The sequence below is a fragment of the Methylophaga thalassica genome (assembly GCF_030159795.1).
In the GTDB taxonomy this organism is placed as follows: Bacteria; Pseudomonadota; Gammaproteobacteria; order Nitrosococcales; family Methylophagaceae; genus Methylophaga; species Methylophaga thalassica.
On the sequence record NZ_BSND01000005.1, the window covers coordinates 392,229 to 415,961 of the forward strand.

Annotated in this window: 18 protein-coding genes; 6 read left to right on the forward strand and 12 right to left on the reverse strand. The window is 43.7% G+C overall.

The window, feature by feature from the left end:
• Nucleotides 1-8: 8 nt before the first annotated feature.
• Genes QQL60_RS09085 through QQL60_RS09095 form a run of 3 tightly spaced genes read left to right on the forward strand, consistent with a single transcriptional unit; the run spans nt 9 to nt 2,456 of the window.
• Nucleotides 9-869 (forward strand): PfkB family carbohydrate kinase, encoded by an 861-nt coding sequence (locus QQL60_RS09085; protein WP_284723116.1) that lies wholly within the window; start codon nt 9-11, stop codon nt 867-869.
• Complete coding sequence (locus QQL60_RS09090) at nt 866-1,213, forward strand: Rieske (2Fe-2S) protein (RefSeq protein ID WP_284723117.1); 348 nt, start codon at nt 866-868, stop codon at nt 1,211-1,213. The genes QQL60_RS09085 and QQL60_RS09090 overlap by 4 nt, the downstream gene beginning before the upstream one ends.
• Before the next feature lie 34 nt (nt 1,214-1,247).
• Entirely contained in the window at nt 1,248-2,456 is a 1,209-nt protein-coding gene (locus tag QQL60_RS09095; protein ID WP_284723118.1) for a permease, read from the forward strand.
• Here the strand turns inward: QQL60_RS09095 and QQL60_RS09100 are convergent.
• The 8 genes from QQL60_RS09100 to leuA form a co-directional block, all read right to left on the reverse strand.
• Nucleotides 2,453-4,477 (reverse strand): tRNA(Met) cytidine acetyltransferase TmcA, encoded by a 2,025-nt coding sequence (locus QQL60_RS09100; RefSeq protein ID WP_284723119.1) that lies wholly within the window; start codon nt 4,475-4,477, stop codon nt 2,453-2,455. The two genes, QQL60_RS09095 and QQL60_RS09100, sit on opposite strands and share 4 nt — an antisense overlap.
• A 14-nt stretch (nt 4,478-4,491) precedes the next feature.
• Nucleotides 4,492-4,695 carry a SlyX family protein gene (locus QQL60_RS09105; protein WP_007146693.1) on the reverse strand — a complete coding sequence of 68 codons (204 nt, stop codon included), beginning with the start codon at nt 4,693-4,695 and terminating at the stop codon, nt 4,492-4,494.
• Nucleotides 4,695-8,393 carry a methionine synthase gene (metH, locus tag QQL60_RS09110; protein WP_284723120.1) on the reverse strand — a complete coding sequence of 1,233 codons (3,699 nt, stop codon included), beginning with the start codon at nt 8,391-8,393 and terminating at the stop codon, nt 4,695-4,697. The genes QQL60_RS09105 and metH overlap by 1 nt, the downstream gene beginning before the upstream one ends.
• A gap of 125 nt (nt 8,394-8,518) precedes the next feature.
• Nucleotides 8,519-10,627 carry a methyl-accepting chemotaxis protein gene (locus QQL60_RS09115; RefSeq protein ID WP_284723121.1) on the reverse strand — a complete coding sequence of 703 codons (2,109 nt, stop codon included), beginning with the start codon at nt 10,625-10,627 and terminating at the stop codon, nt 8,519-8,521.
• A gap of 261 nt (nt 10,628-10,888) precedes the next feature.
• Nucleotides 10,889-12,598, reverse strand: a complete 1,710-nt coding sequence (locus QQL60_RS09120) for a potassium/proton antiporter (protein ID WP_284451040.1) — start codon at nt 12,596-12,598, stop codon at nt 10,889-10,891.
• A gap of 75 nt (nt 12,599-12,673) precedes the next feature.
• Nucleotides 12,674-13,150 (reverse strand): LEA/WHy family protein, encoded by a 477-nt coding sequence (locus QQL60_RS09125; RefSeq protein ID WP_007146697.1) that lies wholly within the window; start codon nt 13,148-13,150, stop codon nt 12,674-12,676.
• Between the two features lie 179 nt (nt 13,151-13,329).
• On the reverse strand, nt 13,330-13,599 hold the full coding sequence (locus tag QQL60_RS09130) for a hypothetical protein (RefSeq protein ID WP_007146698.1): 270 nt from the start codon (nt 13,597-13,599) through the stop codon (nt 13,330-13,332).
• A 226-nt stretch (nt 13,600-13,825) separates the two neighbouring features.
• Nucleotides 13,826-15,523 carry a 2-isopropylmalate synthase gene (gene leuA / locus QQL60_RS09135; RefSeq protein WP_284723122.1) on the reverse strand — a complete coding sequence of 566 codons (1,698 nt, stop codon included), beginning with the start codon at nt 15,521-15,523 and terminating at the stop codon, nt 13,826-13,828.
• 312 nt (nt 15,524-15,835) lie between these two features.
• Between leuA and QQL60_RS09140 the strand changes: the two genes are divergently transcribed.
• A complete protein-coding gene (locus QQL60_RS09140) occupies nt 15,836-16,306 on the forward strand; it encodes an Lrp/AsnC family transcriptional regulator (RefSeq protein WP_273179723.1) in 471 nt (156 codons plus the stop codon).
• A gap of 27 nt (nt 16,307-16,333) precedes the next feature.
• On the opposite strand, the gene rarD is transcribed toward QQL60_RS09140, so the two are convergent.
• Nucleotides 16,334-17,215 carry an EamA family transporter RarD gene (gene rarD, locus QQL60_RS09145; RefSeq protein ID WP_284723123.1) on the reverse strand — a complete coding sequence of 294 codons (882 nt, stop codon included), beginning with the start codon at nt 17,213-17,215 and terminating at the stop codon, nt 16,334-16,336.
• A gap of 97 nt (nt 17,216-17,312) precedes the next feature.
• Nucleotides 17,313-17,555, reverse strand: a complete 243-nt coding sequence (locus QQL60_RS09150; protein ID WP_237701234.1) for an MGMT family protein — start codon at nt 17,553-17,555, stop codon at nt 17,313-17,315.
• A 209-nt stretch (nt 17,556-17,764) separates the two neighbouring features.
• On the opposite strand from QQL60_RS09150, the gene QQL60_RS09155 reads away from it, so the two are divergent.
• Nucleotides 17,765-18,478, forward strand: a complete 714-nt coding sequence (locus tag QQL60_RS09155) for a matrixin family metalloprotease (RefSeq protein WP_284723124.1) — start codon at nt 17,765-17,767, stop codon at nt 18,476-18,478.
• A 79-nt stretch (nt 18,479-18,557) separates the two neighbouring features.
• On the opposite strand, the gene QQL60_RS09160 is transcribed toward QQL60_RS09155, so the two are convergent.
• Both QQL60_RS09160 and QQL60_RS09165 read right to left on the reverse strand, forming a co-directional pair.
• Entirely contained in the window at nt 18,558-20,909 is a 2,352-nt protein-coding gene (locus QQL60_RS09160; protein WP_284723125.1) for a bifunctional diguanylate cyclase/phosphodiesterase, read from the reverse strand.
• Nucleotides 20,910-21,233: 324 nt separating this feature from the next.
• The gene (locus tag QQL60_RS09165) at nt 21,234-21,665 is read right to left on the reverse strand and encodes a hypothetical protein (RefSeq protein WP_284723126.1); all 432 of its coding nucleotides are present in this window, start codon (nt 21,663-21,665) and stop codon (nt 21,234-21,236) included.
• Nucleotides 21,666-22,245: 580 nt separating this feature from the next.
• Here QQL60_RS09165 and QQL60_RS09170 point away from each other — a divergent pair.
• Nucleotides 22,246-23,655 (forward strand): PhoH family protein, encoded by a 1,410-nt coding sequence (locus QQL60_RS09170; RefSeq protein ID WP_007146710.1) that lies wholly within the window; start codon nt 22,246-22,248, stop codon nt 23,653-23,655.
• The last annotated feature ends 78 nt before the right edge of the window (nt 23,656-23,733 follow it).

The following is a 23,733-nucleotide window of genomic DNA, read 5'->3' on the forward strand; positions in this document are numbered from 1 at the left end:
TTTACTTTATGGCCAATATTTTAGCTGTTGGGATCGCCACCATTGATATTATCAATCGTGTGAGTCGCTATCCAAAAGAAGATGACGAAGTTCGGGCTGTCAGTCAGACCATTCGGCGCGGTGGTAATGCCACTAATACACTGGTTGTACTCAGTCAGTTAGGTCACCAATGTGCTTGGTCTGGTGTATTAATAGACGAGACCGATGCTGCCATTGTCAAAAATGAACTAGCTGAGCATCAGATTGACTTTAACCACTGCAAAGTCATTTCTCAGGGCAAATTACCCACCTCTTATATTAATGTCAGCGAAAGTACCGGAAGCCGAACGATTGTGCATTACCGGGACTGCCCAGAACTGGATTTTGCGTTTTTTTCGCAACTCGATTTAAACACATTTGACTGGGTGCATTTTGAAGGCCGAAATGTAGCTGAATTAAAGCAAATGCTGAGTTGGTTAAAAACACACTATCCTCATTTACTTTGCTCTTTGGAAATTGAGAAACCGCGTGAAGGAATAGAGCAGCTGTTTTCTTTAGCTGATGTACTTCTGTTCTCAAAACCTTATGCAATCAGTCAGGGGTTTAGCTCAGCACAACACTTTCTTCAGAGTTTAACAAAGGAAAATATCATGACCTGCAGCTGGGGAGAGGCAGGCGCCTGGCTTAAGGCCAATGATAAAATCATTCACTGCCCCGCCGTCCCTCCGCCACAGGTAGTTGATACGCTGGCTGCTGGTGATACATTTAATGCAGGCATTATTTCAGGATTGGCTAAGCAGCTTTCTCACCAAGAGACTCTTGAGTATGCATGTCGTCTGGCCGGACACAAATGCGGCCAGGATGGACTGACTAATTTAACGATACCATGACAGAAATCTATCTATGCAATCAAAATGAGCTTGAGGAATATCAAACCCGCGGCTTCGATATTGAATTAGGCGGTGATAAAACATTGGATTTTTTCCTGCTAAAACAGGATGGCGAAGTTCGAGCCTATTTAAACTTTTGTCCTCATCTGGGTATTCCGCTTAATTGGCAACCTGATCAGTTTATGTCGCTGGAAGGTACCCATATTCAATGTTCAACACATGGCGCCCTGTTTCAACTGGAAGATGGTTACTGCTTTTCCGGGCCATGCCGAGGCGAGAGTTTGACCTCACTGAATATCAAGGTTTCAGCCACTGGGGATGTTTACCTGATCTCTTCCAGCTGATAGGGTGAACAATTATCTTGTCTCGGAGATAATTGTGGAATTATTGGAAAAATGGTCTGAAGCCTCGATTACTAGCCTGAGTTTTTTCTGGATGGCGCTATGGGCATTTATTTTTGGCTATATCCTCAGCAGTATCATTCAGGTGATGGTCTCCAGAAAAGAAATGCGTGACCTAATGGGAGGTGATGATCTCAAATCCATATCAACAGGTACCTTGTTCGGTTTTATCTCCAGCTCATGTAGTTTTGCCGCATTATCGACCACCCGGGCCTTATTCCAGAAAGGGGCTACTTTTGCTGCCTCCATGGCCTATATGCTTGCTTCCACTAATCTTGTTATTGAACTCGGCTTTGTCATCGCCATTTTTCTCGGCTGGCAATTTGTTATTGGGGAATATATAGGTGCCGTTTTATTAATCCTGATTGCCTGGTTGTTTATTTATTTGACCAATCCTAAGTCCCTGATAAAACATGCACGCGAAAATAAACCTGATGAGATGAATGCCAACGAATCCGACGGATATAAGTGGTCCCGTTTATTCAGTAAAGAAATTTGGCAAAAAATCAGCCAAAAATATGTCATGGAATGGCAAATGGTATGGAAGGACGTGCTGATTGGTTTTACTGTGGCAGGCATTATCTCTGCGTTTGTCCCTGACGCTTTTTTTAAATGGCTATTTATCGGTGCAGGCACAGAAAATCCAGACTTTTGGTCAGTATTACAACAAACATTAGTGGGTCCAATAGCCGCTTTTTTCACCTTTATCGGTTCTATGGGTAATATTCCACTTGCAGCTGTGTTGTATGGTCAAGGTGTAGCTTTTGCCGGTGTGATGGCATTCATCTTCTCAGATATGGTTGTTTTGCCTGTACTTCGCATCAATGCGAAATATTATGGTTGGAAAATGGCATTATTTATTTTAATGATGCTGTTCACCTGTTTAGTGATTTCCTCTCTGTTACTGCATTATGGTTTCCAGATATTCGATTTACTTCCCAATCCAAAGGACTGGTCATCACCGGCAGAACAAAATCACTTTAAACTTAACTACAATTTCTTTTTGAATATTGGTTTCTTACTTATTTCAGCCTATCTTTTTTTGACATGGAGAAACGCGCAATCCAGTCATCATCATGACCATAACAAAACCATGTCATGGACTGACATTGTGATGAATTCACTAACGATACTGTCAGGGGTTTGGTTAGCAGGCGGCGTATTAGTGAAATTAGTGCTGAATTAATCTGTTTCAGCGCTAAGTATATGTCTCACTGCTTCTCTTAGCTCATTAACGATATGTTTACGTCCTGTCAGCTTGAGTTGTTCAGCAACAGCATCAAATGATCTGCCCTGCAAAATCAGCATAATCAATAGATGCTGTTGCTTTAATGGCAGTTGCTTAAAACATGGCTGAGAAAGCTGATCGCCAAGCCACTGCCACAATGCCCATTCCGAAGACTCATAAGGGCGTTGTTTAAAAGCAAAACTGTTTACTTGCTGCTGATAATCAAGCATCAACGTTTCATCATCAAAAGACTGACTGATTTGCATGACTGCTTCCGCATCCAGTTCTTGCCACTGCCTTTCCAGTAAAAAAGTCCACTGCTGGGCCAGCGTTTGATGTGCCCTTTTGACCAGCTTTTCTCCATCAGCATTGATGGCTTTTAACATCATCACCGATAGACTGCCAGAGACCTCGTCCCGGTGTTGGCCGATACGCACAATTTTAAACCCGGCTTTTGACCAGAAACGGAGTAACTCGACCGACAGTGCAAAGCTGACACCCACCGTATCAACCCCATTAAGACTAGCAAGATAATGCTGTAATAAAAGCTGACCCCAGCCTCGTTGTTGGCAATCAGGATGCACAGCGATACGGCTTATTCGCTGATAATGGTATTGCCCCGCATCTTCAATTCCGGCGTGCACTAGTAAGGATTGCGGTAATAAATGTCCTTGTAGACGACGCGTACCATCATAAACTTGTTGTGCTAACTCACCGTCCAGTGCTGACTCAGCAATCGTCCATAGTGTGGCAACGACATTCCCCTGGAAACGCAAAACACTGACCTGCATATCAGGATGATCCAATAACATCTGCACATCAGCTGGACGTGTTCGGTAATGGGCCAGTGCCATCAAACCAAATACCTGCCTGAGTAAACGTTCATCATTCAACAGTTGCTGTTGCTCAAGCGTTTCAAAAATCAGCTGGTTTTGCTCAGCAGCAGAGATTACTTGTCCATCAACCGGCTCAGCTTCTAACAGCAATGCGGCAAAACTAAATTGCTCAACCACATCATTCTCAGTCCAGCGAACGGGTTTCTCCAACACATATGCCCGCCAGCCTGGAGCTAATCTATCCAAGGTTTTATAAAAACGCATTACAAAGCCGCGTCCGGTCCCTTCATAACCATGGATAGTGGAGCTGAATACTAAGCGGGAATAGTTGATCAGATATTGCTCCAGCATACTGGCCGGAATGGCCGCGGCTTCATCAATGATCAACAAATCGGTGACTGGTTGGCTCTGCAAAATAGCATCGGGTGCCATAAATTCAATGATGGCATCATGCCAGCGAACAGATGTTTTACCCAGTTTACTCTCTGCTAATTGCTGATGAGCATGTAGCAGTAAAGTTTGGATACTTGCCGGACTGGGAGCTGTCACCAGAATATGTTGCTTACCTGATTTCAGAAGTTCAGCAGCGGCCATGCCTAATAAAGCCGTTTTGCCCCGTCCCCGATCTGCCGTTAACACCAATGGACGGCGACGATGTCCGTTTACAACTTTCGTCACAGCAGCTATCGCAAGACCTTGTTCTTCCGTCGGTGTCGGGATAAGGGGAGATGGAGGATTTGCTGCTTGCAGAGAGGTTAAATCAGGCAAGGTTTGCTGCTGATTAAAGCATTGAATCTCGGGGAAGGTACTGGCGATAGCCAAAAACCGTGTCAACCAGCGTGTTGGTTGTAACGCCGTGTTGAGCAAGACCAACACTGTACCACCAGCTTTGACACAACCGATAAGAGCACCAAATGCATCAGCGTCAAACTGCGCTGTTACCTGAAAAATCAGCAGCTCACACTCTTGCCCTAAATGCTGATGCGCCTTTTTAACCGATACTGCTTCATCTGAAGCAGTATTGTCAGTTAGCCAAAAGCAAGCAGACGAAGGCACCGATTGATAAAAAACCTGTGCCTGTTTATTAAGCCAATCAAAATCGCCTTGTAATATCCAACAGTGACGCTGTGGCAAAGACATCATTTATCATTTAAAGCTTAATAGTGCGGTGGCGGTGGCTCATCGCTCGGCCGCATGAGTTGCATCTGTTGCATGCTTTCCATTTGCGCTTTGAAAGCAGCCATACGTTGTTCCAATCGATCAATCTGTTTTTGTTGATTGATGACTACCTGATTTAACTCTTCCAGCAAACCATCCTGAAAAGCTAAACGGGTTTGAAGATCAATAATGTCATTATTCATTAATCATCTCCATCATAAGATAAGGCAGGACCTAACCAGCGCTCTGCTGTTTGCTTATCCCAGCCTTTACGCTGAGCATAGTCTTCCACCTGATCCTGATCGATTTTGCCCAGACCAAAATAACGTGATTCAGGGTGTGCAAAATAGAAACCACTGACAGCGGCAGTCGGCAACATGGCATAGCTTTCCGTAATGGTCATGCCGGCATGTGTGACAGGATCAATCAGATCCCATAACAAGCCTTTCTCAGTGTGGTCCGGACAGGCCGGATAACCTGGCGCAGGACGAATGCCTTGGTACTTCTCGTCAATCAGCGCTTCATTATCTAATTGCTCTTGTTTGGCATACCCCCAGAACTCTTTACGCACCCGTTCATGCATACGTTCAGCAAAGGCTTCTGCCAGACGATCCGCCAGCGCTTTCAGCATAATGCTGTGGTAATCATCATGATCTTCTTCAAAACGGGCGACGTGTTCATCAATGCCAATACCCGCAGTGACCGCAAAAGCGCCGATATAATCATTCACGCCGGTTTCTTTTGGTGCGATAAAATCAGCCAGCGCCGCATTAGGGCGACCAGGTGGACGTTCGGTTTGTTGACGTAAGCTATGCAGCGTCATCAACACCTCATCACGATTATCATCACGATAGACTTCTATATCATCGTCATTGATGCTGTTGGCTGCGAACAGACCGATCACCGCTTTCGCTGTCAGCCATTTTTCATCGACAATTTGCTGCAACATTTTTTTCGCATCTTCAAATAAGTGCGTGGCATGTTCACCCACCACTTCATCAGTCAAGATACGTGGGAATTTACCCGCCAGTTCCCATGATTGGAAAAATGGCGTCCAGTCAATACGATCAACCAGTTCAGCCAATGGATAATCATCAAACACTTCCAAACCTAATTTAGCGGGTTTGGTAGGTTGATAAGCGGCCCAGTCAATCTTGGTTTTATTCGCTCGTGCTTCAGCAATACTTAATTGACGGCGACTGCTCTTACGTCCTTTATGTCTTGAACGCTTCTCTTCATAATCTTTTTTCAGATCCGCAATAAAGGCATCACGAGTGTCTTTGGTGACTAAACGCTGGGCCACACCCACCGCACGTGACGCATCTTTTACATAAATACTGCAGCCATGATAGTTCGGTTCGATTTTCACAGCCGTATGGATTAATGAGGTCGTTGCACCGCCAATCATTAACGGCGTCTCCATACCCAGTCGCTCCATTTCTTTAGCGACGTGCACCATTTCATCCAGTGATGGCGTAATCAGGCCAGACAAGCCAATAATGTCGACATTTTCTTCTCGTGCTGTATCCAGAATTTTCTGTGCTGGCACCATGACACCGAGATCAATGACTTCGAAGTTATTACATTGCAGCACCACGCCAACGATATTTTTACCAATATCATGTACGTCACCTTTGACCGTGGCCATCAGGATCTTGCCGTTATTTTTGCTGGTGTCACCCTCTTCTTTCGCCGCTTCGATAAAGGGCATCAAATAGGCAACGGCTTTTTTCATGACGCGGGCAGACTTGACCACCTGAGGTAAAAACATCTTACCTTCACCAAATAAGTCGCCAACCACATTCATGCCATCCATTAATGGCCCTTCAATCACTTCCAGTGGTTTGGCATATTGCTGACGGGCTTCTTCCGTATCGTCTTCAACGTAATCAGCAATGCCTTTAACCAAAGCATGTTCCAGACGTTTTATCACCGGAAGCTCACGCCAGGCCAGGTCTTCCTGCTTAGCGACACTGCCGCCTTCACCTTTGTATTTTTCTGCCAGTTCAAGCAGGCGGTCAGTGGAATCGTCACGACGGTTTTGCACGACGTCTTCTACGGCTTCACGCAATTCTTCTGGCAAATCATCATAAATCGCCAACTGGCCGGCATTGACAATACCCATATCCATACCGGCTTTAATGGCGTGGTAAAGGAAAACCGCATGAATCGCTTCACGAACCGGATTATTACCACGGAATGAAAACGAGACATTCGACACACCACCACTGATCAGCGCATGTGGCAGACTCTGTTTAATATCATGCACCGCCTCGATAAAATCGACGGCATAGTTATTGTGTTCTTCAATACCTGTAGCCACGGCAAAAATATTCGGATCGAAAATGATGTCTTCTGGTGGGAAATGCACTTTTTCAGTTAACACTTCATAAGAGCGTCTGCAGATTTCCAGTTTACGTTGGCGGGTATCAGCCTGACCAACTTCGTCAAACGCCATTACAATCACTGCCGCACCATAGCGACGAACCAGCTTGGCCTGTTCGATGAATTTTTCTTCGCCTTCTTTCAAGCTAATGGAGTTAACAATGCCTTTACCCTGAATGCATTTCAGACCTGCCTCAATAACTTCCCATTTGGATGAGTCAATCATCACAGGAACACGACTGATATCTGGCTCAGCAGCCAGTAAATTGAGGAAGGTGACCATAGCCTCTTTCGAGTCCAACATGCCTTCATCCATGTTGATATCGATGATTTGAGCACCATTCTCCACTTGCTGACGAGCGACTTCTAAAGCGGTGTCGTAGTCACCTTCTTTAATCAACTTGGCAAAGCGGGCGGAACCCGTGACGTTGGTTCGTTCACCGACGTTCACAAACAGGCTGTCAGGAGTGATATTCAGTGGTTCTAAACCACTTAAACGGCAATGATGTAAATTAGCTTTTGGCTGACGTGGTTTAATGCCTGCCACTGCATCGGCAATGGCTTTAATATGTGCAGGTGCGGTACCACAGCAGCCACCAACAATATTCAAGAAACCAGATTGTGCCCATTCTTTAATTTGCGCCGCCATGACTTCTGGTGACTCATCATATTCACCAAACTCATTTGGCAAACCCGCATTAGGGTGAGCACTGACGTGGCAAGTGACCACATTGGATAATTCTTCTACGTATTGACGTAATTGCTCCGCACCCAGCGCACAGTTCAGACCAATACTCAACGGCTGGATATGTGCCAGTGAGTTCCAGAACGCTTCGGCGGTTTGGCCAGAAAGCGTGCGGCCGCTGGCATCCGTGATAGTGCCGGAAATCATGACCGGGATATGCACATTGTTTTGCTCGCAGAACTGATCAATCGCAAACAGAGCAGCTTTGGCATTTAATGTGTCAAAAACGGTTTCAACCAGCAATAAATCCGCACCGCCATCAACCAAACCACGAATGGCTTCCAGATAGGCTTCAACCAGTTCATCAAAACTGACATTACGAAAGCCAGGGTTATTTACGTCAGGAGAAATACTGGCCGTGCGGTTAGTTGGGCCTAACACCCCAGTGACAAAACGCGGTTTATCCGGATTTTTCGCTGTAAACTCAGCAGCCACTTCTTTGGCAAGTTCAGCGGAGACTTTGTTTAACTCATACACCAGATCTTCCATCTGGTAATCAGCCATAGCAATAGAGGTGCCGTTAAAGGTATTGGTTTCGACAATATCCGCACCCGCTTCAAAATAAGCGCGGTGGATATCGCGAATAATCTGGGGTTGGGTCAGAGACAAAAGATCGTTATTGCCTTTAACATCACAAGGATGATCAGCAAACCGTGCTCCACGGAAATCTTTCTCTTCCAACTTGTAGCTTTGAATCAACGTGCCCATGCCACCATCAAGAATCAGGATACGTTGTTCGAGTAAGGATTTAATTTGTTGAAGCACAGTCATTTAAAGCAGATTTCCCATCTGGTAAAGCGATTATAAAAATCGCACGATTATACCAGATACTCACCATGACTTTTTAACTCTGATCGATGTAGTTCAGCCAGCATTGCTGCTGGCTGATTAACGATTTACACCTTGAATGACGATAAGCCGGTTTGCAACTCATTGGCTGTGGCATCCAAATCGCTACCGACCTGACTCAATTGTTTTGCGCCTTCCGCCGTTTGCTGAACCAGATCAGAAATACGGGTTAAGTTCTCACTGACGTTTTCACAGACATTACTCTGCTCTTCAGTGGCTGAAGCAATCTGTAAAGTCATTTCAGAGACTTCATCAATGGCGGTTTTAATTTTCATTAAGGCACTGGCAGCTGAATGCGCTAATTCCACGCTATGCTCTACCTGCTGACCGCTTTTCTTCATCGCTTCAGAGGCTTCTTTATTACCCTGATTCAATAATGAAAGTCGATTCTGGATTTCTACGGTCGCTGACTGCGAGCGGTTAGCTAATGCACGTACTTCATCTGCCACTACAGCAAAACCACGTCCTTTTTCACCTGCTCTGGCAGCTTCAATCGCGGCATTCAATGCTAATAAATTGGTTTGTTCGGCGATGCCCTGAATTTCAACCAAAATCTCGGCAATAGCGCCGCTGTTTTTGACCAGTTGATCCAACGCTGCTTCAGAAAGTTGAACACTGTTTTTCACATCACTGATTGACTGTGCATTCTGACTGACAAGATCGGCACCGGCTTCGGTTGATTGGTGTGCATCACTGACAAGTGTCGCTGTACGCTCAGCATTACCGGCAATTTGCTGAGCTGAGGCCGACATTTCAGTAACTGCAGACACCATCTGATCTAATAAACTGCTTTGCTCATTCATCTGCTCACTGGTTTGCTGACTAATTTGCTTACCTTGTGCGGACAATTCACTTATGCGATTACCGATAGGCAGCATCTTTTTAATGAGCGTCTGTAACTTCTCAATAAATGTATTCAACAAACCAGCCAATTTGCTGGTTTCATCCTGGCGAGTGATATTAATGCGTTGAGTGAGATCACCTTCTCCACCGGCCAATTTACCCACAATGCCCGTCATATCATGTAAGGGTTTCACACTACTTTTCGCGACGAACCAGACAATAACCATTCCGATGATCGCGAATAAGATGCCGAGTAACGTTGTCTGGGTGATAAATCGTGACTGCTGTTTATCCATGAATGACTGCTGCTTCTCAATATCAGCATAGATAACCGCTTCAGGCACTGAAATATACACAATCCATGGCTTATCAGCTTGAGCTAGAGTGAACGGTTTTAAAACTCTCAATGCAGAGTCGTCAGCAAATATTTTGCCCTCACCCGAAGTAGATACGGCTTTAATTTTTTCGACCAGACCAGCATCGATAGACTTCAGGTTTTTGCCCACCAATTCAGGATGCTCGCTATCAGCAACGATGACACCCTTAGGGCTTAATAACAGCATCTGACCAGCGCCATCATAAAGCCGTTTATCAACATCTATGACTTTGGATTGCAGGAAGTCAGCACTGATATCCACACCCGTCATGCCAATAAACTGTCCGTTGTTGTTAATGGGGACGACCATACTGGTCAATAAAACATCCTTACCATTAATAGGATAAATATAAGGGTCAATGACACAACTTTTGTTGGAATCTTTCGGGCATAGGTAATATTCGCCAGCTCTGACACCATTTTCGTCACGGCTCTGGTCTTCAAGTCCAACCAGATTCTCAATAGTAAACCCCTCATCATTACCGTGAATGACATAAGGTAGGAAACGACCATTTTCATCACTACCCGTTGTTGAACGATATAAGCCATCAGAAAAATCGAGTTGATTCGGTTCAAAAGCGACATAGGTCCCTAAGAAATTAGGGCTCAGATTTAAGGTCTTTTTCAGGATATCAAGTGCTAGTTGACGTTTATCAATGCTATTCGAGGCATCGGCGAGTGTCTGCATAGACATCGATGTGGTAGTGGCTACATTTAACGCTTTTTCAAGAGGCACAAGCAGACTGGCACTGGTATCACTGGCCAGCAGATCGAGGTAGTTTTCTGCCTGCTCTTTTGTTATTTCACTGCTGTAATCTGCTAGTGAATCGTTAATTTTGCCAAAGTTGTATACCACAACAAGTGCCGTTACCAACACAACAGACAGCAGACTCAGCCCAGCCCAAACGCTAAAGCGTTGCTGAATAGATAAATTCATTTTAACTCCGTAGAAATACAGCCACCCGTCAAAACTGTATCCTGTTTGTTAGCTGATGAATAAAGCTAAAGCGCCACTATAAAAATGTACACAAACAGACGACAAATTCAGGCTACTGTTCTCCATTAAACAGTGCTCAAACGTGTTCTATAAGTTATGACAAGTCACCAAAGAAATGATGATGTGCAAAATATGACAGAAAGCGAAATAGAAAACAATGTTTAATGAGAGGAAACATGGATTCAGTCACATATCTCTTTCTCAATACAGTCTCATGCCGACTTTTTTCACCGTATCGCCATCGACTTCATTCACTACCCAATGAATGCCATGCCAGTCAATATCATCGCCCACTACCGGGTGTCCACCTACACGGCGGGCAATAAATTCCCCTAGACTGACGCCGACTTCCTGAGGACTGATGGTTAAGCCATAGGCCTTAGCCACATCCACTAACATTGCATCACCATTGAGTACAAAAGAACCAAAAAAGGCTAACTGTTTCTGATTAAGTTGGTTATCGCCATTAAATAACTCATTTAAATTATCTAAATCTTCTTCGCGACTAATCACACATAGAATATCGCCCAATTTTAAGCGGGTACTTCCTTTGGGATGAATCATTTCCTCATTGCGGAATAAGGCAGAAATCATTGCCCCAGATGGAAAACGTAATAAACGAATAGGTTGCTCATCAAGGCGATGATTTTCTACTTTATAGACAAACATTTCATAATCACGCTCAGGCAAAATCCCCAGAGATCCACGCTGTCTTGGGCTGGCTTTTTTAGGGATCTGTACCCGCATCCATTTTGCCATCGGCAATAATGTTCCGCCCTGAATTAATAGCGACAGCAGGACCACAGCAAACGCCACATTGAAATACATTGACGAATTATCTACTCCGCCGATAACAGGGAAAATCGCTAACACAATCGGCACAGCACCACGCAATCCAACCCAGGAAATAAAGCCGATTTCCCGCCAGCGGAACTTAAAGAACGGTTTTACTGAGAGCACGACAGCCAGCGGTCTGGCAACAAAAATAAGGGCTAAGGCAATAACCAGTGACGGTAAAGCATATTTCATCAATTCAGTAGGCGTGACCAACATACCCAGCACCAGGAATAAGCCAATTTGACTTAACCAGGCCAGACCGTCATACACAGGTAAAATGTGCTGTAACTGACGCGTGTTTTCACTGCCTATCATTAAGCCGCAAAGATAGATCGCCAGAAAACCACTGCCCCCTACCCAGGAAGCCAACCCAAAAATAGTAAACCCCAGTGCTAAAGCCAGCAGAGAATACAGGCCTGGTACCAACTCTAATTTGTTCAATAAACGTTTGACTAACCAACCACCTAAAAGACCAATACCAATGCCAAAACCAAATTGTTGCAGGAAAAATAAGACATTGCCTAAAACCGTATTTTCATCACTGATCAATAACTGAATAAACATCAAGGTGAGGAAAATAGCCATCGGATCGTTAGTACCGGATTCAATTTCAAGGGTAGCACCAACCCGCTCGTTGATATTAATCCCTTGGCCACGCAACATGGAAAATACGGCAGCCGCATCGGTTGATCCGACAATAGCACCAATCAACAGCCCTTCAACCAATGTCAGATCAAAAATCCACATTGCGATTAAACCAACGACGCCGCTGGTAATAAATACGCCAACGGTTGCCATAGATAAGGCAGGTTTAAAACCAACACGGAATGTTTTCAGGCGAGTACGCATCCCGCCATCAAGCAAAATCATCGCTAATGCCAGATGACCGATGACAAAAGCCACAGAATAATTATCAAACTGAATACCTAAAACACCGTCTTCCCCAGCCAACATACCTAAAGCCAGGAAGATAATCAGCAGAGGCAGACCAAATAATGACGATAAGCGGCTGGCCAGAATGCTGAGAGCAATCAGGGAACCACTTAACAGAAACAACATACTTATCGAATTCATAGGGGCGCTTTTAAATATGAGCTATGTCATAAACATAGCAACAAATGCTCAGAAGAGCACGAAATGACAGTGAATTTATCGGGGTGATGAGGGATTTTTTAAACTAAATGTCCCGGCCTCTTCAATATCAATAAAAGGTAAAAGGCTGCCGACATCCAGACGCGCCTTAAATCGATAATCAAATGAATCTTTGTTATTACTCATCAATTGACTGATTAACTTCGCACCGCCAATCAAATCTGGCACAGCCCTGATTGTAAACTCCTCCGTGCCGTAGCCTGCGACCCGAGGCAAGTCAGGTTCAGCACCACTTAAAATACGATAGCCATCAACTTCAACGGAATAGCTCATACCTTTCAATGGCAGTGCACTCCGGTTGGGATTAATGACTTTTAAGCCAACAAGAAATGTCGGTGTTGAAGCTGTTGATTGAGGCGCCAGAGTAAAGGAGGTGATATTGACCTGCGGCTGTTCGAACTGAGGAGACAATGTAGCGCATGCTGATAAGGTATAAGTCATGATAAAAAGAATGACCCAACGAAAGTGTCGCATTGAATGCTCCTGTGATGATTTAGAATCGAGTAACCCACAACAAATGATGCCCTCGGAGGCTTAATTCAAGCTTATCAGACAGATTAAATTGAAAGGTCACAAAAAAAGCGCCGCACTTTCTTTCAAAAGCACGGCGCCTGTTAAAGCTTATGGACGCAGTGTCCATTCAGAAATTCAGATTATTGACCGCGTTCCTGAACTTCTTCATTTTCATCCATCTCATATGCCGGATGCGGTGAGTTAGCAGAATCCTCTGCTTCCTCCATATTTTCTTTATATTCTTCGCTGTGTTTTTTATCTTTGATGGTATCCAGCTCTTCACCCATTTCATGAGCAGGGTGTTTTGCACCCTCATGGGACGACTCATGTTCATTTGCAAAGGCTGCACCTGAACTAAATAAAACCAGCATTACAACCGATAATAAAGTTGTTAGTTGTGTTTTTAACATGATTTTCTCCTTTGTTTGATTCCATCAAACATCGGTGAGAAGAACCTGAACAGATATCTATATATTCAGGACTGTTTCCTACCCTAACGAATTATTGAGTAGAATTCAAATCACGAAAATATATTTTTCCTTTAATAATCAATAACTAAAAATCATCACACCAGATCAGGCACAATCCCGAGCATCATGTCAGATAATCCTTGACACTTACTCGGGAAATGACTGATTATCCTGCCGCCACGTTCTCAACTATCTCAGGGTTAGTACCGTTAATAAAACGATTCACGCCATTTAATAAGGCTTTTATCGCCGAGGTGGTGATATTCTGATCCTGACCAACACCAAACACGGTGGCATGTTCACCGACCTTGACCTCAACATAACTGACTGCCGTCGCATCAGACCCAGCGCTCATCCCATGCTCGTGATAATCAGCAACGGTAACCGTTTCACCAATATGCTCAGATATCGCTTTTGCCACCGCATCCAAAGGACCATTTCCCTGACCTTTTAATTCAATACGTTGTTGCTGATATTTCACCACCACATGGCTCAACACCTGATGACTCTCTTCATCGACAATATGGCTACCCATGTATTGATATGGACTATTCACCTGAACATATTCTTTATCAAACAAGGTCGCGATATTGTCAGCATTGATTTCACGCCCGCTGCTATCACTGACTTTCTGTACCACTTTGCTGAATTCAATCTGCAAACGTCGTGGCAATTCAAATCCGGCATGCTGCTGTAACAAGAAACTCACACCACCTTTACCCGACTGACTATTTACCCGAACCACCGCATCATAACTACGATTAACATCGGCCGGATCGATCGGCAAATAAGGAACTTGCCAGTAATCATCGGCTTTTTGCACAGCCAAGCCTTTTTTAATCGCATCCTGGTGTGAACCTGAAAATGCGGTAAACACCAACTCTCCTGCATACGGGTGGCGAGGATGTACAGGCAATTGTGTAGTTTCTTCAAACAACTGACGGATCTGATCCATCTGGGTGAAATCAACACCAGGATGGATCCCTTGTGAGTACAAGTTCATTGCCAAAGTGATCAAGTCCACATTACCGGTACGCTCACCGTTACCAAATAAACAGCCTTCCACACGATCTGCACCTGCCATTACCGCTAATTCAGCTGCTGCCACCGCTGTACCGCGATCATTATGTGGATGCACACTCAATATAATACTGTCGCGATTGTTTAAATGGCGATGCATCCATTCAACCTGATCGGCATAAGTATTCGGCGTAGCCATTTCCACGGTTGCCGGCAAGTTAATAATCATTTTATGGTCTGGAGTCGGCTGCCAGATCGCCGTCACTGCATCACAGACTTCTTTAGCAAACTCAATTTCAGCACTGGAAAATGTCTCCGGTGAATATTGATAAAACCACTCAGTTTCGGGCTGCTTTGCCGTCATTTCTTTGACCCAGCGTGTGCCACGTTCTGCGATCTCCTTAACTCCCGCCTTGTCTGTACGATAGACAATCTCACGAAATGCCGGTGCAATCGGATTGTACATATGCAAAATGGCACGCTTCGCGCCTTTTAAGGATTCCACTGTTCGGGCAATTAAGTCTTCTCTGGCCTGAGTTAAGACTTCAATGGTGACATCATCAGGAATACGATTTTCTTCAATCAGCCGGCGTACGAAATTAAAGTCCGTCTCCGAAGCTGATGGAAAGCCAACTTCAATTTCTTTGAAACCCATATCCACAAGGGCCAGAAAAAACCGCATTTTAGTGTCGACAGACATCGGATCAATCAAAGCCTGATTACCGTCACGTAAATCGGTGCTCATCCAGATGGGGGCTTTATCCAGTACCACATTAGGCCACTGCCGATCCGGCAATTGGATAGCATCAAAGCGGCGATACTTCTGAGCGGGCTGACTAATCATGTCTGACTCCTGACAATACACATTAATGACACAAAAGATGCTGAAACAAATTTGCCTGACTCACCATATCAATCGGGTTAATTGATACTTTTCCGATGTACCGTTCATGACTTTTGATCATGTCCGTGCATCGTGCCAGCCGCGCTTTTGGCGCATGAGCTATCAGTTCCAGCCATGTGAAATAGTATAAAGAAGTGCTAATAGAATTAAATTGCTAAGTTTGCACAAAACCAACACATAAAAGAATAATATTGCTTATATTTATAAAATATTGAAATATATAACCACATTATAAATTAACAGGAATATTTCATGTCTGAGCAACTTGATAAATACGATGTCATGATCTTGCAAAAATTACAGACTGACGGACGTATCACCAACCAGGAATTAGCCGAAGCCATCAAACTTTCACCCTCGCCCTGTCTGCGCCGGGTTAAACAAATGGAAGAAAAAGGCTTAATTGATGGTTATGTTGCTTTACTCAACGCCAAAAAATTAGGCCTGACCTTAATGGCCTTTATTGGCATTAGCATGGATAAACATACACCAGAACGATTCGAAGCACTTGAATCGACACTCGCCAGTTACCCTGAAGTCCTTGAGTGTCATCTGATAACCGGCCAATCGGCAGATTATTTATTAAAAGTCATTGTGAAAGATATGGATGCTTATCAACAATTTCTGCTCAATAAATTAACTCGAATTGAAGGTGTAACGGGTGTTCACACTTCCTTTGTGATGAAGTCGCCAATTAAAACCACGGCTTTGCCTGTTGGCTGATGCATTAGTGCATCAGCTAAAGTTAAGTTATACATCAGGTCGTTTCTGCTTTTGTAGCTGCCACATCCCAGCCATAAACAGCAGCATCGCTAACCAAACAATAATAAACGTCACTAATCTGGCTTGAGGAAAGTGCTCATCCAATACAAACACACCAATCAGAAATTGTATGGTTGGATTGATATACATAATAAAACCGACAATCGATAGATTAATACGTCGGGTTGCCATAGCAAATAAAACCAAAGGTAATGCCGTCAAAAAGCCTGAGCTAATCAACAACACTGTTGTCGTTGTATCCTCGCCGAATTGTAATATTGACGGCTCAGCATTAGCCTGCCAGCCAATCCACAGCATAACAAAAGGCATTAACCACAAAGCTTCTATGGTGAGTCCGTTAATACCATCAATCGGGTGGATTTTACGGATAAGTCCGTAGAAGGCAAAAGCAAATGACAAAATTACGCCCACCCATGGCAAGCTGCCAAATGACCACAGTTCCCAAAGCACTGCCAGAAACGCAATCCCCCCTGCGATGGCTTGCAACGGATGCAAAGACTCTTTTAGTAAGAGTCGCCCCATCAGCAAGCTGACCAAAGGCATGATGAAATAGCCTAAACTGGCCTCAAGCACCCGATGTTGACCAACGGCCCAGATATACACCAACCAGTTAATGGCAATAAATACCGCTGATGCGCCCAGCCACAATAAGGTCGTTTTATTATGCAATGCTTCCCATAGGTGCTTACCGCGCTTTAGCAACAAGCCCACTGTTAAAGTCGCCACCAGTGACCAGATAATCCTATGCGCGGTCACTTCGATTGGTGACACGTGGCTCAGGTAACTGAAAAAGAGTGGAAAAGTACCCCAGATGGTATAAGCCAGAATGGCTAAGACTAGACCTTGCATGGTGTTCTCAGAAATTTAAATACATATGGTATCAGTGACACAAACGGCTATAAACACTTATCAGCTAACTCCCCTTATCAGAGAGTTACGGTGCATATTAATGGTGCTGGTAAACCGATAATTGTATTTTCCCGTTATGAATGACAATGCCTTCTGCGCGAAGGCACTGTATCTGCATAGCGTATTTATCGCTGCCTTCAGGAAAAGATGAACGCCCCTGGGCATTAATGACTCTATGCCAGGGCAATAACGTATTTGCCGGTAAATTTTTCAGTACCGTCCCGACATAACGAGCATATCCTGGATAGCCACAACGCTTAGCAATTTGTCCGTATGTCATCACTTTTCCGAAAGGTATATCGGCAACGGTTTGCCATATCATGGTATCAAGTTCGTTCATTGTGCTGAGTATAGACGTTGATTCATTTATTTTGTCGATAAACAAGGGACTTTTTTGTGTTATTCAGCCAAGCGATAAGGCTAAAAAATGTGATAAATTTCACATTAGCTAGAACGCTACTTTATCAACTCAAGACAAGGATGACTTTAGTGAAAACATTCACAGCCTTACTCTGTTTATTTTTCTTATCAACAGCCAATGCTTACACCCTATCTTCTGGCCCAATACAGAAATGGGGAGACCCCACACTCGGCACGGGGGCAACGATCAGTTACAGCTTTATGATGGGTGGAGAACAATGCGATACATCTACTTGCTCTGCGTTAGATAGCTTTATGCCATTGGGGTTTCAGCAAGAAATCAAAAAAGCATTTAATACCTGGAGCAGTGTCGCCAACCTCAATTTTATTGAAGTTGCAGACGATGGCGCTAACTTTAATACATTAACCACCTCAGGCGATATCCGCATCGGTGGTGAAATGATTGATGGACCAAGCGGCGTATTAGCTCATGCTTTTTATCCCGATACCCATTGGTATTTTTCTGCTGGAGGTGACCTGCATTTTGATACATCAGAAACATGGAGTATTGATAATCTGGTTGATGGCATCAGCATCTTCTGGGTAGCCTTACACGAAATTGGCCACTCCCTGGGCTTGGGTCATTCAAACGAATCTAACGCTATCATGGGGCCTTATTACAACCCTGTTCTGACAGGTCTTCAAGCTGATGATATTGCTGGTATTCAATATCTCTATGGTGCCAATATTTCAGCCGTCCCAGTTCCGGCAGCATTCTGGTTATTAAGTTCAGCCTTGGTAGGCTTGTGTGGATTAAGAAGAAAAACATCTTCTAAAAATTAATATGAATCAGCCTCTCACTCTATGTGGGTGAGAGGCTCAACATCTTTATTTGCCAATACCATAGTATCTCGAACGGCCATCAAGCTAAGCTCTGCTTTGAATTATTCAAGTATTTCTCAAACTCATCTGCTGGCATCGGTTTATTAAAATAAAATCCCTGAAGTTGCGGGCATTGATATTTTCTTAAAAACTCAAGTTGCTCAATGGTTTCAACGCCTTCGGCAATCACATTAAGCCCTAATCTATCAGCCATGTTAATGATCGCCTCCGTGATGGCACTATTGCTCTGATTTTCCGGCAGTCCATGGATAAATGATCGATCAATCTTGACGCTATCGACAGGGAAAATTTCTAAGCTGCTGAATGATGAATAGCCGACACCTAGATCATCAATAGCCAATCCGACCCCGAGTTCTTTCAAGGCTCTGAGAACTTTGTTAGCGTTAACCGCATCCTCGACCACGATACGCTCGGTAATTTCAACCACTAAATACTCTGCTGGCATCTGGGTTTCGGACAATATCTTGAGAATATCATCCAAAAGACGTTCGTCATTAAATTGTTTCGGCGATAAGTTAACCGCAATGGGTAATAATCTATTGCCATTTTTTAGCCATTGCATATTTTGACGACAAGCCGTTTCTATGACCCATTTACCGATGGGAATAATCAACCCGGTATCTTCTGCAATACTGATAAAGTCAGCGGGTTCAACCAAGCCTAAATTAGGATGATGCCAGCGGATAAGTGCCTCCATACCTATAATTTCAATGCTTTGTGAATCCAGCTTGGCCTGGTAAAACATCTCGAACTCATGGTTATGTAGGGCGTTCTTTAAGTCGGCTTCCAATGCCCTGCGCTCAAAAGATTGCTTGTGAAGCTCTGCTGAATAACGCTGAATTCCATTTTTACCTGACTCTTTTGCAGCATACATAGCGGCATCCGCATGTTTAGTCAGCTCATCTTCATTATCACCATGCTCCGGATAACAGCTGATACCAATACTTGCGGTAATGTGAATGACTTGGTCTTTGAGCATAAATGGGGCAGCAATAGCATTCAGAATTCGGCCAGCAACCACATCTACATGTTTATGTTCTTCCTCACCAGATACTTCGGGTAGTAGAACAATAAATTCATCACCACCAATACGACTGGCTACGTCACTGTCACGAATACTCAAGTTTAATCTTTCAGCCACTTGTCTGAGTAATTCATCGCCAGCATCATGACCCAAATTATCATTCACCGCCTTGAAGCCATCTAAATCCATGAATAACAGCGAGAACTGACGATCATAGCGCTTAGCTTCATTAATCTGATGTTGTACCATTTTGCAGAACATCGCACGATTGGGAAGTTGAGTAAGCTCGTCATGCAAAGCCATAAACTCAATCTGGCGCGTGCGTTCGTCCAGCGCCTCTTCCATAGCTTTAAAAGCGCGTTTAATGGCGATGCTAAACAATATGATAGTGAGCAAAATAATAAGCAGTGCCCCGACGACATTGATCCACAGCTCGTTTATGGCACTTTTATAAAGGCGAGTGATGTTCTCAACCGACACTAATACCCCGGATATCTGCCCAGTAATATCTTCAAACGGGCTTACACCGATACCATATTTCTCATCTTTATCAGTAATGAAATTATTTGCTGTAGAGATAAATCCAGCATCTAGGTCGACTTTGGGCAAAAGAGTCTCCATCAGCGATGAATCGGTTGAATAAATCAGCTGGTAATGACTAAACGCCTGACCTTGGATATCAGCCTCACTGAAAGTAATAAAGTCATCCACTAATAAAATGGCAAGATCATTACCCGTGGCCTCTTTTAATTCGTGAAAGATATGGTCGATTTCTTCGGCTAACTCAATATAACCTATGAATTCCTGTGACTCTCCTAGATAAACCGGCTGAACACAACGGAGAGAATAAAAATTCATGCCCATTTCAATGCCACAGACAAGTTTCTGTGTTCTGGCAGATTTAAGGTAGGTAGTGCGAGATAAACGGTCACCAAACTGGTCGGGCTTGTGAGCTCTCAAAATAACATCGCCATTGGGACCGATAAAATAGGCGTGGGTGATTTTTGTTTGATTTTTTAAGCGCTCAAAATCATCTTCAAATTCAGCATAGATCGTATCGCGCTGCCCTGATTGCATTTTTTCGAGTAATGTTTGATTACTGGAAAGTGCAGTAATTGCTCTGGCCAGACCTACCGCATCTGCTTCAAGAAATTGCCTAAACAGTTTAACTGTCGTTTCGTGCGTATCGGATACTTCACTATTGACGTGTTCTATATGGTGTTTAAAAAAAATCAGACTGCTAGCAATACCAACAGAGATCATCAGAGTAAACAAAAATAATTCCAAACGTGTTCTTGTGGTTAATGCTTTGACCCGTCTGCTTAATTTAAATGGCCTTACAAACATCGTTGTTTACCCCATCAACAAACAAATTAGTGTCCTTGAACTGATTTGTATAATCACATGTTTATATTAGCGCTTTGCTTCATTTGAGTAGTAAATTAATTGTGCAGTGATGTGAGTGTGAAAGTAGTACTGTCGTTATAAAAATCTTCGTCATTATTCGCCTGGAACCACTCTCTGGAGCCGATTAGAAATAAAAAAAGGGGCGAATCCTCGCCCCTTTTTGCTGATTGAAAATGACGATCACAATGTCAGCGAAGGAAACGCCGACGATGAATCATTGAAATTATAAAAAAGGCCAGCCTGAATCAGGCTGACCTTCCTCGATTATTGACAACTGACTTGATAGCCATCTTTGACGCGCTTAAAGCTGTAAGTGTTGTCATTACCTTTCTGTTCATAGTTCAACTCGTCATTAACTAATTCCAGATTCTCATAATGAATTTGCTTACCAATCTGATCAGAAGAATTTCCATTCATATCCTGAAAAGCTGCAATGACCGTATGTAACTCTTTGCCCTCCATCTTCCACTGACCTCGCTCTTTTTGCACCCAGGAAAGATTTTCACCGTCACAGACCAGAAACAATGCGGCGTAACTCTGATCCGCTTCACGTTTGACCAACCATTTCATAGTTTCACCGTCATGATCGGTTTCGGCATACCAGGTGCCAATTAAATCATCGAATCTTACTTCCGCAACAGCCATGCTTGATATAGATAGACCAACCAGTACTGCCAACATTGTTTTTAATTTCATGGGGAATCACCCTCCTTAGATGTCTACATAGATATAGGAGGATTCATTACTTCATCAATATTCATAACACCCGCCTAACTCGTTCGACAACACTAATCTTGCTGGTAAGACAGAACAAGATGTCCTAGTGATAATTGTGACTGACTCCTAATGCGGTGATGTAGAGATATCGCAAAAGCCTCTGTTTTTGATATCAGCTTGCTGGGAAAACAGAAAAATTTTGCCGTTATTTAGGGAGGAGAAAACCGCCTTTAAGTCAGAGCAACGCGGTCAATCATTATGGGTTCAGCAATTCAGTCATATCGGATAAAAACAATATCGATTGCTTATTAATCAACGAGATAATGGGATCAAGCCAAAAGGAATACCGACCCAGAAAACCAGAATAATGGCTAAACGTTCGAAGATACATCATTCGGGGAAGGCTTTTCATATTAACACTAAATAAGTAGTTGTGAAGTGGCTTGCGGTTGATATGAATAGCATTGGGAAAATAATCGTTGCTCACTCTTTGCAGTAATGATTTCTTGCACCATAATCAACTTCAGGTCTCCAACTAACCAAAGAGGATCTCGAACCAATGATCAAACGTCCCGCCGAAGGTAAACGTCTGTTTATTCTGGACACCAACGTGTTAATGCATGACCCAACGGCTTTATTCCGTTTTGATGAGCATGATATCTATTTACCGATGGTGGTATTAGAAGAACTTGACCGCGGTAAAAAAGGCTTATCTGAAGTGTCCCGCAATGTACGTCAAGTTAGCCGATTCCTCGATGATTTATTGTTACAGGCTGAAGATAATGAAGCCATTAGCAAAGGCATACCTCTGCCCAGCGTGAATAGCGGCGATATGCCAAATGCCAGTGGTCGCTTGTTTTTCCAGACCACTCAAATGGAGCAGGAATTACCTAAAGAGCTGCCGAGTCATCAAGGTGATAACGCCATTTTAAGTGTGGCAATTGCATTACAGGCAGCGATTAAAGATCACACGATTATTCTCGTTTCAAAAGACATTAACTTACGCATCAAGGCCACCGTTTTAGGTATCTGTGCCGAAGACTACTACAACGATAAAGTCCTGGATGATGTGGATCTGCTCTATCGCGGTGCAAGCGAACTGAATGCGGACTTTTGGGATGACTTAAATCGTCTGGAATCGTGGACGGCTGATGGTCAGACCTTTTATGAAGTTGAAGGCGATGTGGTTAAAGACTGGTATCCCAATCAGCTCATTTACTCGCCCGGTGAAGATCACAATATTGAAGCGGTAGTGCGCTCGGTCACTGAAACCAGTGCTGATATTCAGCTTATCAACGATTACCGTAAAGATAATCATGCCATCTGGGGAATTACAGCACGCAATCGCGAACAAAATTTCGCACTGAATTTATTAATGGATCCTGACGTTGATTTCGTCAGCTTACTGGGTCAGGCTGGTACCGGTAAAACGTTGCTGACATTGGCAGCAGCATTAACACAAACTGTCGAACACAAACGTTACAGTGAAATCATCATGACCCGTGTCACCGTGCCTGTCGGTGAAGACATTGGTTTCTTACCGGGTACCGAAGAAGAAAAAATGACGCCTTGGATGGGCGCATTAATGGATAACCTTGAGGTATTAAATAAAACAGAAGGTGGCGAATGGGGTCGTCAGGCGACCAATGATCTATTACAGCGCTGGATCAAAATCCGTTCATTAAACTTTATGCGCGGCCGCACCTTCCTGAACCGCTTTTTAATTATTGATGAAGCGCAAAACTTAACCTCAAAACAGATGAAGACCTTGATTACCCGCGCAGGCCCAGGCACTAAAATTGTCTGCTTGGGTAACATCGCTCAAATTGACACGCCGTACTTGAGTGAGACGACATCAGGTCTGACTTATGTGGTTGATCACTTTAAATATTGGCAGCACAGTGGTCACATTACGTTACTCAGAGGTGAACGTTCAAGACTGGCTGATTATGCCTCCGAAAACCTTTAATGCTGGCAACTTAATCGGAACATGATATAAAGAATCCTATATTCAAGCCGATTAAGTGGCATTAGGTTTTCAAGGATA

Excerpts from the sequence above, each read along its gene's own strand:
- QQL60_RS09150 (WP_237701234.1), bottom strand. The coding sequence starts at position 17,555 with ATGACATACGGACAAATTGCTAAGCGTTGTGGCTATCCAGGATATGCT.
- QQL60_RS09120 (WP_284451040.1), bottom strand. The coding sequence starts at position 12,598 with ATGAATTCGATAAGTATGTTGTTTCTGTTAAGTGGTTCCCTGATTGCT.
- QQL60_RS09130 (WP_007146698.1), bottom strand. The coding sequence starts at position 13,599 with ATGTTAAAAACACAACTAACAACTTTATTATCGGTTGTAATGCTGGTT.
- metH (WP_284723120.1), bottom strand. The coding sequence starts at position 8,393 with ATGACTGTGCTTCAACAAATTAAATCCTTACTCGAACAACGTATCCTG.
- rarD (WP_284723123.1), bottom strand. The coding sequence starts at position 17,215 with ATGCAAGGTCTAGTCTTAGCCATTCTGGCTTATACCATCTGGGGTACT.
- leuA (WP_284723122.1), bottom strand. The coding sequence starts at position 15,523 with ATGATTAGTCAGCCCGCTCAGAAGTATCGCCGCTTTGATGCTATCCAA.
- QQL60_RS09105 (WP_007146693.1), bottom strand. The coding sequence starts at position 4,695 with ATGAATAATGACATTATTGATCTTCAAACCCGTTTAGCTTTTCAGGAT.
- QQL60_RS09125 (WP_007146697.1), bottom strand. The coding sequence starts at position 13,150 with ATGCGACACTTTCGTTGGGTCATTCTTTTTATCATGACTTATACCTTA.
- QQL60_RS09165 (WP_284723126.1), bottom strand. The coding sequence starts at position 21,665 with ATGAAATTAAAAACAATGTTGGCAGTACTGGTTGGTCTATCTATATCA.
- QQL60_RS09100 (WP_284723119.1), bottom strand. The coding sequence starts at position 4,477 with ATGATGTCTTTGCCACAGCGTCACTGTTGGATATTACAAGGCGATTTT.
- QQL60_RS09085 (WP_284723116.1), top strand. The coding sequence starts at position 9 with ATGGCCAATATTTTAGCTGTTGGGATCGCCACCATTGATATTATCAAT.
- QQL60_RS09115 (WP_284723121.1), bottom strand. The coding sequence starts at position 10,627 with ATGAATTTATCTATTCAGCAACGCTTTAGCGTTTGGGCTGGGCTGAGT.
- QQL60_RS09160 (WP_284723125.1), bottom strand. The coding sequence starts at position 20,909 with ATGTTTGTAAGGCCATTTAAATTAAGCAGACGGGTCAAAGCATTAACC.
- QQL60_RS09170 (WP_007146710.1), top strand. The coding sequence starts at position 22,246 with ATGATCAAACGTCCCGCCGAAGGTAAACGTCTGTTTATTCTGGACACC.
- QQL60_RS09140 (WP_273179723.1), top strand. The coding sequence starts at position 15,836 with ATGTCTGAGCAACTTGATAAATACGATGTCATGATCTTGCAAAAATTA.
- QQL60_RS09090 (WP_284723117.1), top strand. The coding sequence starts at position 866 with ATGACAGAAATCTATCTATGCAATCAAAATGAGCTTGAGGAATATCAA.